Source organism: Paenibacillus alginolyticus DSM 5050 = NBRC 15375, assembly GCF_000422905.1.
GTDB lineage: Bacteria > Bacillota > Bacilli > Paenibacillales > NBRC-103111 > Paenibacillus_E > Paenibacillus_E alginolyticus.
In genome coordinates this window covers 1-16,511 of the sequence record NZ_AUGY01000131.1, presented here as the reverse complement: position 1 = coordinate 16,511, position 16,511 = coordinate 1, and the positions used below count along the sequence as shown (strand labels likewise).

Here is a 16,511-nt window from a genome sequence, read left to right as displayed (position 1 = left end):
ACACATGTGGAGTGCGTAATAGGAATACAACGAATCGATACGTAGAAATCCTTTGTTTTCAACACTTTGCGCGATTTATGACTTTTACGAAGGACGGCAGTGACTTCAAAAATAAGGTAATTAAGGACAAAATCGAGGTTTCCGTCGTTTTGGACTTGGATTTGGACGTCGTATGCGTAGATATGTTGAATTCATCAGGTTAAGTTCATTAAAGTGGTCGACCCAAGATGTCATTGGGTTACTTATTGAGAGCCACTTGTTAAAAAACTAACCATGTTGTTAATGGTATATTCAGTTGGGGATTAAGCTAACCAGCTTTAGCCCATTATTGAACATTTGTATTCCTTTTTAATAGGCAACCGCATAGGATAAAAGGTAAATAATGAATCATGAGAAGAGAGGAATGAATATGCACCTTAATACATGCTCTCACAATCCATGGCATAATCCTTTGCATAACAAGTGGAATAACAATTATTGGGGCTATAATTGGAACCCACAATATTACAACTGGCACAATAGCAACCGTTATCCTTTATACGGAAACTCTAAATTAATGGATTATGGATCACAACCTTTTGTAGTGAATATTGACCAAGCTGCTAAACAAAACAATACTTACCGCACCGCTTTATGGACAGGGAAACACTTTCAAGTGACTCTGATGAGCATTAATGTTGGAGATGACATTGGTTTAGAAGTCCATCCTACTACTGATCAATTCATACGTATTGAAGAAGGTCAGGGACTTGTTCAAATGGGTGATAGCAAAGATAAATTAGATTTTCAGGAAATGGCCTATGATGACTATGCCATCATGATACCGGCTGGAAAATGGCACAATTTAACCAATACAGGAAATACACCACTTAAAATTTACGTAATCTATGCGCCGCCTGAGCATCCATATGGTACAGTTCATGAGACGAAAGCAATTGCCATGTCTACTAAAGAAAACCAACATTACTAATGAATCGGGTGAAAAATCTCATTCGACTAACACTGTGGCTCTAACTAATTAACCGAATGACTCCGCATTACCGAACACTAAAGCTAGCTACCTATAATATATGAATTTGAATATTCAAGAGGACGCCTTTTCATCAGCGTTCTCTTTTTATATAGATACTATTTAAAAAGCCGGTTGCCCTGAAAAATTCAGCGCAACCGGCTTTTTGCGTGAAAGGAGAAGTGTCGGATGTCCAAGGTGATCGCCCTCGCCAATCAGAAAGGCGGCGTGGGAAAAACCACTACGGCGGTCAATCTGGGAATCGGTTTGGCTGCCGATGGGAAAAAGGTCTTGCTGGTCGATGCGGACGCACAAGGCAACCTGACGGATTCGTTAGGGTTCCACGAACCGGATAGTCTGTCGGTATCCTTAGCCACGTTGCTGGTGAAAACGATGCAGGAAGAACCTTGCGAGGCGCGAGAAGGTATTTTGCATCACCACGAAGGCGTTGACCTGATGCCGGGTAACATCGAACTGTCCGCTGTCGAGGTATCGCTTGTCAACACGATGAGCAGAGAAACAATTTTGCGTTCTTACATCGATTCAGTTAAAGCCGACTACGATTACGTACTGATCGATTGCATGCCGAGTTTAGGCATGTTAACTATCAATGCGTTGGCGGCTGCGGACAGCGTTATTATCCCCGTACAGGCGCATTATTTGCCGGCCAAGGGAATGACTCAACTTTTGCAGACGATCGCCCGAGTACGAAGGCAGATCAATCCAAAGTTGGTTTTGGACGGTGTACTGCTCACGATGGTAGACAGCCGGACGAAATTTGCCAAAGACATTTCGTTCATTCTTCGGCGCGACTATGGCGATAAGCTGCGCGTGTTCAACACTGAAATTCCGCTATCCATACGCGCGGCGGAAACGAGCGCCAAAGGAAAAAGCATTTATGATCATGACCCGGATGGGAAAGCTGCGGAGGCTTATGCCGCCTTTACGAAGGAGGTGCAAGGCATTGGCATCGAAAGACGACATGCGCGCCAGCATCAAGCTGACCACAGTCGCTGATTTATTCTCCACCGAGGAGAGCCGCGCTGACGAGCAGCGGGAAAAGGTGATGGACATACCTTTGTCGGAAATCAGCGATTTTCCCGGCCATCCGTTTAAGGTGAGGGCGGATGAAGCGATGCTGGAAATGGCGGACAGCGTAAAGCAATACGGCGTCCTTGTTCCCGGCTTGGTTCGTCCTAAGGCGGGCGGCGGCTATGAAATGGTAGCCGGGCATCGGCGGAAAAAAGCGAGCGAACTGGCGGGCAGGGAAACAATTCCTTGTATCGTTCGCGAAATGGATGACGATCAGGCAACCATCATTATGGTGGACAGCAACCTGCAACGGGAAAATATTTCGCCAAGCGAGAAAGCATTCGCCTATAAGATGAAGCTGGAGGCGATGAATCGGCAAGGACAACGAACCGACTTAACTTCCCGACAAGTTGTCGGGAAGTTAGAAAGTGCTGATGTTATTGGTCGAGATGTAGGAGAAAGTGGCAGACAAATCCAGCGCTATATCCGCCTTACGGAACTAACCACGTCCATTCTTGAAATGGTGGACGATAAACAAATCGCCTTCAATCCGGCCGTAGAGCTTTCTTACTTGGCCGAAGAAGAACAGCAAGCCCTGTACGAAACGATGCAGTCTGAGGACTGTACCCCCTCGTTGGCGCAGGCGCAGCGCATGAAAAAGTTGAGCCAGGACGGGCGGCTTAATGTGGATGTCATCTTCTCAATTCTCACGGAGGAAAAGCCGAACCAGAAAGAAAAGATCGCCATTCAGCGCGAGCGGATCGACCGCTTCTTTCCGAGGGAGTTTACCGAAAAGCAGAAGGAAGATCTGATCGTGCAACTACTGGAAAGCTGGTATAAAAAGCGGCAGCGGGAGCAGGAACGTTAATTTGTAGCCGAATCATCCCATCCTGTTCGCTAGCACTCTCCCTATGAAGGAGAGCTTTTTTATGCCCATATTGGGGAGGCGATACGCGATGTATTTCACAAAAGGGAGGCGTCGTCAATATGAGCGCCTGATGCAAGAAAAGCCGGGCTTCGACCATAACAGACTTTTGGAGGATGAAAACAAGGAGCCGCGCAAGCGAGGAAAAGAATCTCGTGAAGCCGGTCAATCAAAACGGAGCCGGAGAACGAAGGATAAGCTGGCAAATACCAGAGGAAAGGGGACTGACAATGGAAGAAATGAAGCGAATGGTGGACAACTATGAAGTCTATCAGGCCATCTCCATCGGCAAGGTGGAAGTGCTGCTTGGCATTGACGAAACCAACGTCGACAGCCCCTACATGGTATGTTATTGCACCCGAAACAATTCTCTGGGTGTCGAGCAATTCTACGCAACTGCGGTTGGCACGGATTATATTGGGGCCATGAATGATTTTGTTTCCCGAGTGCAGTGGGAACTGGAGGATCTTAAAGAAGAACGGGCGAGTGCCGAGATACCCTTGTCTCCTATTACACAAGCACAATGTCAGCCGATTCGAGAAGATATGCGCATTGATAACCAAGTCGTCGTCATCCGACCGGAGCGGTTGCGTCCCGAATATCGCACAGCTGTTAACCAACTTGTGTTGGCGAAAAGCGGTTTTGGTACCTCCGCCTACTCCCGGGGTCGAGCGGTCTTCACGTTGAATTTGTATACCGGAGAGGAGGCTCGCTGGAATCGGGAGGATTTTATGGGGCTTATAAAACCGGAGCATATGCCCGTATGGGCGCAAGAAAAGCTGGGGCAGTTTCAGGCCGAAACCCAGCAAATGTCGAAGCGCCGTGACGAGGCCCGGTAAAAACATTCGATAGCATTTTAATCCAAAAGAGAAAGGAGACGTGAGCGATGTCATGGACTTATAGGCACCGTAAGATGCTTATTATCGCTGCAATCGCCATAAGCGTAGGTTTACTTGTAGCAGCGGCCATTTATTCACTGATCCGACAATCGGAACAGCAACAAAATCAGCAACAAATGAAGGAACAATATGAAAGGCAAATTGAGGAACTAAAAACGATAGAGGAACAATCGCGCAGAAGCGTCTGGACCGTGGCACGAACCATTCCGGCCGGCGGCACCGTTAAGGCGGATGATCTCAAGGCGGTCCAGATGTCTGTGAGTCTGGTACCGCAAGGTATGATTACCGATCAGAAAGCGGTCATTGGCAAAAGCGCCAAAATCGAATTGCAGCCAGGGACGCCGCTGATGCTGTCCATGCTGTACGAAAGCGCACCGATCCCAAAGGATTTGCGGGTACAGGAGTTTCATGTGATTCAGCTTCCCTCTAATTTGCAAAAGGGACAGTTCATCGACGTGCGAATCAATTTCCCAACCGGCGAGGATTTTGTCCTACTGGCAAAAAAGAAGGCGCGGGAATTGTCCGGCGCCGTCATCTGGTTGGAAATGAACGAGCGGGATATTTTGCAAACTTCGAGCGCGATTATCGACGCCTACTTGCAAGGCGCGCGGCTGTATGCTCTCCCCTATATCGAGCCGGGCTTGCAAGAAGCAGCGGTGGTCAATTATCCCGCCAACCCGAAGGTGCTCGACTTGATGGCGCATGATCCGAACCTGCTCGAAAAAGCAACAACCGAGCTTGCCCGCCAGCTTCGCCTGACACTCGACGATAATCTCAATGCGATGAGCGAGTCGGACAAATTGCGCGTAACCAGCGGCAGCGTAACGGTTCAGCAGCAACTGCAAAACGAACGAATTGTCACGAGTCAAGGCAACGCCATGCAGGAAACGACACCACTGCCGCAACCTTCAGGTACAACGGCCACGGTCGATCGCGAACCGTCAGCCGCTCAGCAGATGCCCTCTTCTTCCGTTCCGACAACGACGAATGAAAATCGGCCGGAAGCGTCCGCGGAACCAGCGCCATCAGCGCCAGCTTCGCCGTCGGGGGAGCCGCCTAGCACGGATAAATTGGAGCACATTTTTAACCAGTGAAGGAGGCCATCATGAAAAAAGTCGTGTTTTTCGGCGCACCGGACAAAAGCCACCTGCTCCTCGTGCTGGGCAAGCTGCTCACGGCGCTGGAGCGAAAAGTGCTGATTGTGGATTCCACCCTTGCCCAATCAATGCAAGGCTATTTGCCACAATTGGAATTCGGCTGTTCGCTGCGGGAGTTTGAAGGCATCGACGTGGCGACCGGGCTTATTACATCAGCGCAACTGGAGCGTTCTCTCCTTGAGGCTGAAGGCGAAGCGGCATACGATGTCATGCTGCTCGACACTGATCACACCGAATTTGTGAAAGGACGAGAGTTGCCGGGCTATGACAAGCGGGTTTGGTGCAGCAATTTCAATCGGATGGGCATGCAAACAAATGCGAATCTGATGCAGCGGCTGTACCTTCATGAAGCGGAGGGCCAGCCGCTCACATTTTACAAACTAAACGCTCCCACCCTGCCGACCGCCATACCCGAGTCATATATCGATTCAGTGCTGCCGCAGCAGGCTGTTCGCTGGGAGGACACCGTGTTCCGCTTTCCGCTTGACGAACGGGATATGTCGGTTGAACTGGACAATCAGCATCATGGCCGCATCGACATCAGGCGGCTGTCTGGGGCGTATCGCCGGACCGTGCTCGACATGCTGCAACAGTTGTTTGATTGTGACTCTAAAGCGGCTCGGCGGGCATGGGCGCGCTCCCGAAAGCGCGCGCGTGTCCGGTAATTTTTGCGAAAGGAGATGAAGCAATGGGTTTTACCGTGGTGTTTTGGAGTCCGATTTCGGGACAGGCCGGTACGACGAGCAACCTGATCGCCGCCGCCACGCTGCTCGGACTCGAATATTCCTCGCGTCTCTTGCTGCTTGGGCATTTACAAAGTGAATACGCTGCCGTCGAACGCAGTTTTTACCCACGGCGGTCTTGGATGAGCAAAGCGGACGCCTCATCTGATGCGGGCATCGACGAGCTGCTCAGGCTACTTAAAAACCGCAAGCTCGAACCGAACATGCTGCGGGATTATACGCTGCCGCTGCTCGCCGAGCGACTTGACATTCTTCCGGGGTCAAAAAAGCCGGACGTAGCGTTTGTTTCATCCGAGCAGGACTGGCTTGCGCCGCTCTTGGAACTGACAAGGCGCGCTTACGATTTGGTATTGCTGGACGGCGGAAGCGGAAACGTATCGGCGTGGACACAGGTGCTGCTGCGTCAGGCCGATTTATTGGTCGTCTGTCTGCCGCAAAACTTACTCAAATTGGAACAAGTTTTCCCGACGCTGGAAGCACAGCTTCTATCCAACCGGAAACTGTTGCTCGTATTTGGGCAATATGACCCCCGTTCGGCTTCGACCGTCAAGAACGTCATGCGCCAGTTCCATCGGCGGGAGCATGCGTATCCGATTGTCCATAATGCGGGCTGGCTCGATTCCACCCAACAAGGAGACGTTGTTCGCTTTTTATTTCGCAACCGGCAGGTGCCGCGCGATCACGAAAACAGCCTCTTTATACATCAAGTGCGGTCATTGGCGCAAGCGATCGTCCAGTGTACCGGATTAAGCAAGCCTCTTTTCGGCGGGAAGGAGGACGATGGCCGATGATGTTCGTGCTGAACGGATTGCTTATCGTGGGCATTCTCATCGCGATCGGCGTCCTGCTCTATTTGCGCATAAGCCGCCGCCTGCCGGAGCAGCCGGACGAAATGCCGATTTATACGCTAGAAGCAATGACCGCGTTTGTGAAAGAGACGCTACACGAGATGACGAGCAGCAGCCTGATCGACTACGGCTTGTCGGAAGAAGAATATCGCCGCCGCAAAAACAAGCGCGCGGAACTGAAAAAAGCGCTGCGAGGCTGCACCTCCGGAGATTTGCGTGACAAGGCGTATGTGAAACAGGTCATTACGGATTTGCTTGAACAGCGCTACAACCTGGACGACGGGAACCTGAACCGGCTTCTGCCGTTTGACGACCCGCAGATGCTCACGCCGCAAGATCAGTTTGACATCTTACTCTATCTATATAAAAAACAACATCGGTTGAGGGCGCTGGACAAGCTAATCCAAACATACGAGATGGATCGCCCCAAACGGAGCATGGAAGACGAAGAAATCGAATCATACCGGATTACCGCAGACGAAATCCGCGACATTTTCAAGCTGGAAGTACGGAAACTGTCTGCCGAGGACAAAACGCAGATCGTCGTGCAGCGGATATATCAGCAATACAAAGGGTTTAGCGTCATCGACGAAATCCGCGACATGAAAATCGACGGCGTATCGGGTGGCGTGTCCGGCATCCCTCCCTCGATGTGGGAAGGCGAGTGGAGTGTGGAGGAAGAAGCGCAGCTTCGCGAGGTGCCGAGGTCGCATGACAGCGTGTGGCTGTTCTATAAAGGGAAGTCCATTCATTTGAGCTTCCTGTCCTTCGCCTCGGAACAGGAACTAAGGCGCGTGTGCCAGAATGTGTACAAATATAATTTCCCCGGCCAATTGTCCGAAGCGAACGGCTTTAAGGTCAACGAAATGGCCGATGGCTCCCGCGTCGTTGTGCTGCGCCCCCGGTTCAGTGAATCGTGGGCTTTTTTTGTGCGCAAATTCGATGTGCAAAACGCGACTCTGGAACAGTTGATTCAAGACGACAACGCCGAACTGCCCATCGGTCTGATCAGGTATCTGGTCTTGGGCGAGCGCATTACGGCCATCACCGGAGCACAAGGCAGCGGCAAGACAACGCTCTTAATGGCGATGGTGCGCTACATTCCGGCCATCTTGCCGATTCGGGTGCAGGAAATGAGCTTTGAGCTCCAGCTTCGGAAAATTTACCGGGACCGCAATATTTTAAGCCTGCGGGAAACCGAAACGATCTCCGGACAGGACGGACTGGATATTCAGAAAAAAACGGACGGCTCGGTCAATATTTTGGGAGAAGTGGCGACCGACCCGGTTGCCGCCTGGATGGTTCAGATGGCGCAGGTCGCTTCGCTGTTCACCCTGTTTACGCATCACGCCAAAACGTTCCGCGATCTCGTCTATTCGCTACGCAATTCGTTGCTGAAAACAAGAGTGTTTACGAACGAAAAAGTGGCCGAGCAGCAAGTTGTCAACGTCATCAACTTCGATATCCATCTGAGGCGGGATGCGGACGGGCATCGCTACATCGAACGCATTACCGAATGCGTGCCAGTGGAGCAGGGAACGACTTATCCGGATTCGTTCCGCCATAAAACGACGGCGGAAGAGAAAATGACGGCGTTTTTGGAAACGATGCTGGAATACTTTCGCCGCACGACGGATCGCCCACTTTATGTCGCGCAGAACGTCATTGAATACCGCGACGGGCGTTATGTCGCCGTTCATCCGTTGTCCGAACGCAGCCGCAAGGAAATCGCCGCATGCCTCGCCGGGCCGGATCAGGCTGTGTTTGAGGCATTTTTGGCAGTTCACTGGGGGGATGACGATGAGACTTGAATGGCTCTCCCTATTTCTCGGCGCGGCAACGGTACTGTTCCTCGCGATGACGGCTGCATTTCAATGGGTTTCCCGACACGGTTCGGACGTAGAGGCGATTCGGCAGTATGAAGCGCTGCGCAAGCCCGACAAAGCCCGCAAAAAGCAAGCGTTGCATAGCATCATGCAGCAGTTGTATCGCCTCTGCGAACGCGTGCCGATTCTGCGCGCTTACTTGTTTCATATCCGCAAACGAATGACCGTTCTCCATCTTGGCGACGAATGGAAGCTGCGGCTGGAAACGATGAAGACGGCGCTCCTCATTTGGGGCGTGCTGTTCGCGGCGGCTGTTCCGCTGGCGCTCGGCGTGCGCGACCCGGCCACGCTTGGCATGATCGGCATCGGCTTCTGGGTTGGCCACGGGATCTTTTCGGACAACCTGGTTCATCGGCTGGAGACTCGTCTGCTTCAGCAGCTCCGGCATTTTTTCTCGGATGTGCGCCACCATTATCATCGTCATGGGATGGTGGAAGAAGCCATTTATGAAGCGGCGGATAGTGCGCCGTATGAGATGGCGCTGCACGGACACGAGATTTATGAAGTACTCACGGCAAGCGACGCCGAGCAGCGGCTTGCACAGTACATCGAAAGCGCACCGAATCGGTATTTGCAGGGCATGGCCGGACTGTCGCATTTGATGAAGGAATACGGCGATAAACGAACCGCAACCGGCTCCGTGTACTTGAAGGCGCTCGGGAAGCTCGCAATCGAACTGAATCTGGAACTGCTGCGCCGCGAGCGCCTTAGTTTCCTGTTGCAGGGACTGACCGCCATCGCGCTGTTGCCGCTGCTGTTTACCCGGCCGATTGAAGCTTGGGCCAGTCACTACTTTCCGGCCATGGACGCTTTTTATGCGAGCACCACCGGATGGGTGGTCAAATTCGGCCTGATGGCGGTCGTATGGCTGTCCTACATCCTTCTGCGCAACATTCAAGAACTCGACGTGATTCCAAAACCAACCGGCCGAAAGAGATGGGAGAAACGGGTATACGATTGGCCATGGATGCGCTGGCTTGTGCATCGTCTCGGCCCCGTCTCCGGTTCCCGAGAGGCCGACCGCATGATCAAGCTGCTCAAAGATACCGCATCGCCGCTTCGACTGGAATGGCTCTATGTGCAGCGCATTGTGGCGGGAGGCATGGTGTTTCTGGCTGTGCTTGGCATGTTTATGGCGCTCCATGCGGCAAGCCGGAATCAAATCCTGTATGCGCCGGTAAAACCGGGGATTATGTTCGGCCAACTTTCGCCGGAGGAGGAAATAAAGGCGCGCGAGGCGGCGGCGCTTGATCGCCACATCATCGATCGTGTAAAGGAGGTGAAGCACCGCACCGAAGAAACGGTCATGGCCCTGCTCCGCAGCGAATCGCGAGTGTTAAACAAAGACGATCAGCTTCGTGCCACGGCTCGGCGCATCTTGGGCAAGCTGAAGAGGCTGGACAACCAGTATGTGAAGTGGTGGGAGGCGCTCCTCGCCGTTGTTGCGGGATGGGGCGGCTACGCCATGCCGGTCGGCGTCCGGATGTTCCAGTGGCGCATGCGACAGATGGAGATGAAGCATGAAGTGGATCAATTGCATGCCGTCATTGCCATGCTGGCGGACATGGACCGAATGTCGGTCGAGCATCTGCTCATTTGGATGGAGCAGTTCGCCCGCGTGTTTAAGGAACCACTCCAGACCTGCCTGCTCCATTTCGAACAGGGCGCGGATCAGGCGCTGGCGCAGCTCAAAGAGGATGCTCCGTTTGTACCGTTCGTCCGCACGGTCGAAAAGCTGGAGCTGGCGGCGCAAAGTTTGCCGATTCGGGAAGCGTTCGACGATCTGGAGTCTGAGCAGGCATACGCGCAAGAGCAGCGCAAACAGGAGTATGAGCAGTTGATCGAGCAAAAGGCAGGCTGGGGGAAATGGATCGGATTTGCACCGATGATGGCCCTTATTTTCGGCTACTGGTCATTCCGCTCGTCATCGTCAGCTTGCGCCAAATGTCCGTTTACTACGAGCAGCTTCAGCGCATTCAGTAAGCGGCCTTCTTGCGGTACTTTCCAAACGGGAAGTGCTATTTTTATTTCCTATTTTACTTAAAGGAGAGATCGATTCATGTCCAACGCGCAAAAAGCACTCGTGATGGCGGCTGGCATTTTTCTTGCCATCGCGCTCATTACCCTAGCAGTTGTGCTGTTTATTTCTGCACAAGACTCTACCAAGGCGGCACAAAGCAATTTCAGCAATATCCAGACGGAGCTATCGCAAACGGCATTTACGGTGTATGACAACACGACGTTATCGGGTAGCCAGGTCGTCAACGCGCTGCGCAAGTTCAGCGACCAAGACCAATTCGGCATCCAGATCGTCACCGGCAAAAATCCGATCGGCCAATGGTACGGCAAAGTCATCAATACGGGCGTTCCGATCGACAGCGTGACCTACGGCTCGGTAATTGGTGTAGCGCCTGGGCAACTGAGCCATACCGTCGATGAATCGGATATCAACTACGTCAATCCGAGCGGCAAATTCCGGGCGCAACTGGTGCACGACAGCAGCAACGTCATACGCGGCATCATTTTCCGGCAGCAGTAGGCGCTCCATGCCGTCATGACAACGCTGATGGGGCGTTCCTCTCCTGAAAGGGAGTTAGACGGACGCCCCGGCTTTTCAAGGAGGGAAACCGATGGAACATGCCCCCAGAACGATGCTGGAGATGAGCGTGGCCTGCCTTCTGTTTCTGATGGCCGCCGCAAGCGGACTCATGCTCTTTCAAACCGGGGCCGCGCTGAACGCTACCGCCTATGTGTCGGGGAAGTCGCTGGAACGCAACATGCAGATGACGTTTTCGCCGCTCGCCGGTGACGGCACCGTATCCGGCGCAGAGGTGGCGCAGTCCATTGCCCGGCTGGAGACGGGAGACGCGGAAATCGTAGTGGACGGCGTGCGGTACGTACCGCCGCTCGATCGGGACCAGTTCATTCCCGCCGGGATTCGCTTGAATACCCGGTACACGGTGGTTAATGAGCGGGATGTGTCCGGGCGGCTGCTGCGCCTTATTTTCGTCTCAAGTTAAGGAGAATGCCATGAACAGTATCTTGAAAATTTTCTCGGTGCTCGTTGCTGTTCTTTTGCTCTACCTCTACCCCATTGCCTCAGCGTTCCACCAACAGGACGACATTTCGGAACTGGTTGTCCTGAAAGCGACGACGACGTTTGTGGATGCGGTACGGGATAAAGGTTATGTGACACCGACCATGTACAACGACTTTATGAAGACGATTGCGGCAACGGGCAACATGTTCGATGTGCAAATGGAACACGGAAGCAAAAAGTATGTGCCGGTGCACGACGATCCGACAAGGCCGGAGACGTTTCGGGGTAGATACGAAGTGCATTACGACAAGTTTTACAACGCGCAGATTCTGCCCGTTCTGTTCCCGAACAGTGCGGTCTCAAAAGACGACCCGATGCGACGTTACAAGATGCGGGTTGGCGATACCTTTGCGGTCACGGTCAAAAATACAAACCGGACTCCCGGCACCATCGTGTTCGATTTTCTGAACCAGGCCATCAGTCCGAACGAAAAAATCTTCATTCCATACGGCGGGGTGGTGCGTAATGAAGTTGATTGAATGGGCGATTGTCGCGGCGCTCATTTTCCTGCCGTTTGCGACGGTGAACCGGATTGAGGTCGAAACGCAGCGGAAAACGCTGCTCACCGAGCTGCGGTATAACGCCGCGCTGGACACGGCGGTGGATGACGCGGCGCGAATGTTGATCGTCAATGCCAGCCAGCAGTGGGAGACGCAATACGAATCGGACAAACGGGTGGCGCTGAACAAGGACGAGGCGATTGTAGCGTTTTATCGGACGCTGTATACCAACTTCGGCATTGCCGACGATTCTGTGGCGCAAGGCGTACTTAAACGGTATATCCCGGCTGTTGTGGTGATAGGGTACGACGGTTTTTACGTCTATGCCGAGGACGAGTGGACGGGAGCTGATGGACAAACGGAACGAAAACCGGTTTGGGGAGCGAAAAAGCCGTATACCTACGCCGATCCATCGGGCAATAGCCTTTCGTTTACGCTGGACGATTTCGTCCTCGCTTACGATGCAGGCAGCCGGAGTTGGCACGAAGGCTTGCGGGCCGACGTCAGGCAGCAGACGAACATTGCGCTACTAAAGGACGCGGAGCGATTCGAACAGGTGCGCCGAAGCACCATTGTCCGCGCAATCGAGGACGAGCTGGCCTACCGGATTAACAAACACAACGAATCGGTTTCCCGATACGGCTTTTCCTACACGTTCACGCTGCCTACCATTTCGCAGGAGGAATGGCACAATGCCGTGGATGACGTCGGGGTGCTTGCCTTTATCCAAGGCATTCCGATGGGAGGGAAGTTTTATAATTATTACGCACTTGGTGGAAGCCGGGTTCTCAAAAAACCGGAGATTGTCGGGGCCAAGAAAGGAAACATGAAGGTGTATTACCGCAGCACATGCGGCTTTTCCTATCCGGTGGAAGAAACGTTTTCCAGCGAAAAAGTGGCTGCGCAAAAAGGGTATATGCCGCTTGGCTGTCCCCTTTCGCCATCTTAGTGAGAGCGGCGGCTATTTCGGAAAGTGGACACACCGCCAAATCGGCTCTATGATGAACCTAATAGTTGAAATCTTCCAATCTCGTCATGATCAATAATTTTGAGAGGAGTGAGTCGCGTGAGAAAATGGGTAATGGCAGGACTTGTCGCCTCGATGATTTGTAGTTTGTTCAGTGTGACGGCAAGCGCGGCGAGCAATCCTCCGTCCTTTGTCAGCGTCATCATGGACGGACAAAAAATCTGGTTTCCCGATGCGCAAGCATTTGTCGATGAAAACAACCGTACGCTCGTGCCGGTTCGATTCATCGCAGAAAAGATGGGCGCGAAAGTAGGCTGGGAGCCTAAAACAATGACCGTTCCAATTGAGCGGGATGACCTTCATATTTTGCTTACGATCGGCGAAAGCAAGGCGCTCGTCAACGGTGAGGAAATGACCTTCGATTCGAAGGCGATCACCAGCGGAGGCCGGACGTTTGTCCCGCTGCGTTTTGTCAGCGAAGCGCTGGGAGCGCAAGTGGTTTGGGACGGTCCAACCGCTACGGTGTTCATCAAGACAATTGAAGATGATCAAGCGAATGTTGACGATTGGGGCCGCCTTATTCGTACAACCAACTTGCCCAAGAACGCGAAAGACTATCCGTACATTCTAGCCGATGTGCCGAATGAGATGTATGAGATGGGTTATCCGCACTCCCACCCTACGGATAGCAAGGTTTCATTCGTTCTCTACTCGACCAAGCCGGAATTCAATAAGAAAAACGTGGATACTTGGATGAATCGGCTGAAATCATTCAGCGCTCTCTGGCTGAACGTGGATTACAAAACAATAGACGATACGTGGGCTCAGGCCGTATTTGCCACCAAAATGCAAAACTCCAATGCGGAATTGAAATATATTCGGCGGTATGTGGACTGGGTCAAACAAAACCACATCCAAATCGAAGGCTATCTTGATCCCGAGCCGTCCATGATTTATCGGAACGGATTTGGCGACAATTATGTCCGATCCAAATTTAGGATTAAATTCGTTTCGTATAAGGAAAATAAAGACTTACTTTATGATGAATGGTTCCCCAATAAAGAAACTTTTGAAAAAGGAATTTGGTATGAAGGCTATGCCGATATTTCAATGTCCACCAATGTGGGCGGTGATTGGGGCAGTACGTTGAAGGTTGATCCGGGAGCCAGTTTGTTCCTCAATTATTTGATCAGGAAGGCGGACTCGGAATAGATGAACAAACACAACTTCATCAAAATCACGTTGAGCATGCTGCTGGCATGCTCTTTCTTATTGTCTGGTTTCCCGTTCCTAGCGAATGCAGCGACACCGATTGTTAGAGTGGAGGACGGGAAAATCAGCTTTGTAATCACCAGTACGGCAGCAACCTCGTCCATCAAATACAGGACCGTAGGCTGGACGGTGCGCCGGGATCAATTATGTACGAATACGACGCCCAAGCAGTGCGGCAATCCGAAAAGCGGCCAGCATGCTTCTTTTTTGGACCAGCAAGTACGGCAAGTCGACCAATACCCGAATCCGCCGATTCCCGGCCAGCCTGTCACGACCTACTACGAAGTCAGCGAGGCACTTGTTACGGAAGGCATGTGGAAGGCGGGAATGGGCGACATCAAAGACAACGACGACTTATATCTGTATGCCATCATGGTGTCAATCGATGGGAACGGCAATGTGCGCAAAGGTCCATTTTATACGTTAGATGAGATCAAGAGGGCCGAACCTTGGGCGCATCCCGACGATTTGGACGATTATTTCGGCTTGCATGTTCCTTATCGCAGTGCGGATTTTCCGGTCGATGTGATTGCCAAAACCGTGACCGGAAAAGTAATCAATCAACCTCAAGTCACATTTCAAAAGGGAAAGTACAAAGTAGGAGAAACGATCAATCATGAATTTCCTGAAACCATCGAAGATAACGGGAAAACCTACTCGATTGTTCGTTCATACTTGTCGCCCAAGCAGGACTCGACGAAGAAAGACTGGCTACAGGAAAATCCCGAAACGAATCCGAAGGTCCAAACGCGCAGCTTTACGGTTCATCTTGGCGGAACGGACGCGATAGCCGAATATGCGGAAAACAATCCGGTCAAAGCCATTTATCAAAAGGAAGACGGCACGAAGCTCAAGGAAGTGGATAAAGGCGTTTTCGCAACCGGAGAGGAAGCGAACCATACGTTTGAAGGGCAAATCATTTCTGGTGGACAAACGTATGAAATCATCCGCTCTTACATTACGAACAACAACAAGCCCGATGAGAAGCTGTTCATTCAAGAGAAAGGCGATCCCAAGCTCAAAGAGCGGTCCATTCTGGTTGGAACGGGCGGCTCCAACTTTATCGGCATTTACAAAATTCCCTCCTCTATAACGGTCACGTCCCGGATTGAAGCGCCGGAAACGGTTGACAAAAACGTGACCGAAGTGGACGGGAATTTTGTTTTTGAAGTCAAGTCGTTAAAAAACCTGAAGTCATACGAAATTACTGATATTCGGAATGCCAGGCTTGTTCAAATGGGCGAAAAAACCGGAACGCTCTCCGGAACTTCGGACAGTAAAACGATTCCGATCAAAATCCCGTTCACAACCGGCGACAAAGCAAGCGTACAAATCACTGTCGTCGTGAAGGATGTGGACGCCAATACCGGGGATTCGACATCGGACCATACAGTGCGTAAAAGCGACGGCGGCGGAGATACGCAGCCCGGCGCTTCCCAGCAGGCCGAAGTGATGGAGCCCACCGTTTCTGCCGTCATTCAGGCGGATTCCCGCGGTGCAGAAAAATTTGATGTATTGCAAGGCATTCCGACATCGGAAAGTTTGTATGTGAACGCCTTGGCTAAATCGTATTTGTACCGCAGCACGTTCACGGAAACGACCGGCACGAAGCAATACCCGATTCAGGTGAGCAAAACGTATACGCTCACCTGGACGGAGACGCATCCAGGTTCACCCGATGCGAACGGGAATTCGACGACCATTACGGTCCCGCGTTCAGATACACAGACGGTGACCAAAAACTATTCGATTGAGCGCAAGTATAGCTTCTGGACAATTCAAAACCTCGAAGTGTACGGCATTCAAAAGGCGACGGTCTCCAATTATGCGCTTCCTTCGGGAACGGTTACGCTTGTGCCGAGCGGCTACACACCGCCAACCGTTTCCGCATCGCATGATGCATCGCTTGGCGCGCATATGACCGATCCGGTCTATTCGAATGTGACGCTTCCCGGACAAACGATTTCCGGCGGTTCCAGCCGACCTTCCGTACCGAATGAGGACTGGAAAAACGAGGCCGAGAAAGCGATTGGCAAGATCAAAGTGAAAAACGACTCGCTTCTCTTTATTGGAAATACAATTATGGACAACCGAATCGTTGAAGAAAAAGCGCCGACGCCGGGCGCGATACCGGCTCCGCCGATGATCGGGCAAGATGTGCTGTACGGCAAAG

General features: G+C 52.0%; 17 protein-coding genes. All 17 read left to right on the top strand.

What is annotated here, in order from left to right:
• A partial coding sequence (locus G519_RS51775) for a hypothetical protein (RefSeq protein WP_029198518.1) occupies positions 1 to 203 on the top strand: 203 nt, incomplete at its 5' end.
• A gap of 206 nt (positions 204 to 409) precedes the next feature.
• Positions 410 to 970 carry a cupin domain-containing protein gene (locus tag G519_RS0134720; RefSeq protein WP_029198517.1) on the top strand — a complete coding sequence of 187 codons (561 nt, stop codon included), beginning with the start codon at positions 410 to 412 and terminating at the stop codon, positions 968 to 970.
• A gap of 228 nt (positions 971 to 1,198) precedes the next feature.
• Entirely contained in the window at positions 1,199 to 2,026 is an 828-nt protein-coding gene (locus G519_RS0134715; RefSeq protein ID WP_029198516.1) for a ParA family protein, read from the top strand.
• Complete coding sequence (locus G519_RS0134710) at positions 1,974 to 2,909, top strand: ParB/RepB/Spo0J family partition protein (protein WP_438861825.1); 936 nt, start codon at positions 1,974 to 1,976, stop codon at positions 2,907 to 2,909. Before G519_RS0134715 ends, G519_RS0134710 begins: the two co-directional genes overlap by 53 nt.
• Before the next feature lie 88 nt (positions 2,910 to 2,997).
• Positions 2,998 to 3,231 (top strand): hypothetical protein, encoded by a 234-nt coding sequence (locus tag G519_RS51460; protein WP_164826776.1) that lies wholly within the window; start codon positions 2,998 to 3,000, stop codon positions 3,229 to 3,231.
• On the top strand, positions 3,197 to 3,805 hold the full coding sequence (locus G519_RS0134700; RefSeq protein ID WP_029198513.1) for a hypothetical protein: 609 nt from the start codon (positions 3,197 to 3,199) through the stop codon (positions 3,803 to 3,805). Before G519_RS51460 ends, G519_RS0134700 begins: the two co-directional genes overlap by 35 nt.
• Positions 3,806 to 3,852: 47 nt before the next feature.
• Positions 3,853 to 4,959 carry an SAF domain-containing protein gene (locus tag G519_RS0134695; protein ID WP_029198512.1) on the top strand — a complete coding sequence of 369 codons (1,107 nt, stop codon included), beginning with the start codon at positions 3,853 to 3,855 and terminating at the stop codon, positions 4,957 to 4,959.
• Positions 4,960 to 4,970: 11 nt separating this feature from the next.
• Complete coding sequence (locus G519_RS0134690) at positions 4,971 to 5,687, top strand: hypothetical protein (protein ID WP_029198511.1); 717 nt, start codon at positions 4,971 to 4,973, stop codon at positions 5,685 to 5,687.
• Between the two features lie 23 nt (positions 5,688 to 5,710).
• A complete protein-coding gene (locus G519_RS0134685) occupies positions 5,711 to 6,556 on the top strand; it encodes a hypothetical protein (RefSeq protein WP_029198510.1) in 846 nt (281 codons plus the stop codon).
• Entirely contained in the window at positions 6,553 to 8,424 is a 1,872-nt protein-coding gene (locus G519_RS0134680) for an ATPase, T2SS/T4P/T4SS family (RefSeq protein WP_029198509.1), read from the top strand. The genes G519_RS0134685 and G519_RS0134680 overlap by 4 nt, the downstream gene beginning before the upstream one ends.
• On the top strand, positions 8,414 to 10,543 hold the full coding sequence (locus G519_RS46075) for a hypothetical protein (RefSeq protein ID WP_244280321.1): 2,130 nt from the start codon (positions 8,414 to 8,416) through the stop codon (positions 10,541 to 10,543). The genes G519_RS0134680 and G519_RS46075 overlap by 11 nt, the downstream gene beginning before the upstream one ends.
• A 15-nt stretch (positions 10,544 to 10,558) precedes the next feature.
• Positions 10,559 to 11,038: a hypothetical protein gene (locus G519_RS0134670; protein ID WP_029198508.1), complete on the top strand. Its 480-nt coding sequence runs from the start codon at positions 10,559 to 10,561 to the stop codon at positions 11,036 to 11,038.
• Positions 11,039 to 11,129: 91 nt separating this feature from the next.
• Complete coding sequence (locus G519_RS0134665) at positions 11,130 to 11,519, top strand: hypothetical protein (RefSeq protein ID WP_029198507.1); 390 nt, start codon at positions 11,130 to 11,132, stop codon at positions 11,517 to 11,519.
• A gap of 10 nt (positions 11,520 to 11,529) precedes the next feature.
• Positions 11,530 to 12,078, top strand: coding sequence for a hypothetical protein (locus G519_RS0134660; protein WP_029198506.1), 549 nt, complete (start codon positions 11,530 to 11,532; stop codon positions 12,076 to 12,078).
• Positions 12,065 to 13,048 (top strand): hypothetical protein, encoded by a 984-nt coding sequence (locus G519_RS0134655; RefSeq protein WP_029198505.1) that lies wholly within the window; start codon positions 12,065 to 12,067, stop codon positions 13,046 to 13,048. The genes G519_RS0134660 and G519_RS0134655 overlap by 14 nt, the downstream gene beginning before the upstream one ends.
• A gap of 117 nt (positions 13,049 to 13,165) precedes the next feature.
• A complete protein-coding gene (locus G519_RS0134650) occupies positions 13,166 to 14,278 on the top strand; it encodes a copper amine oxidase N-terminal domain-containing protein (protein WP_029198504.1) in 1,113 nt (370 codons plus the stop codon).
• Positions 14,279 to 16,511 (top strand): DUF5704 domain-containing protein (locus tag G519_RS0134645; protein ID WP_029198503.1); only part of this gene is annotated, 2,233 nt, incomplete at its 3' end.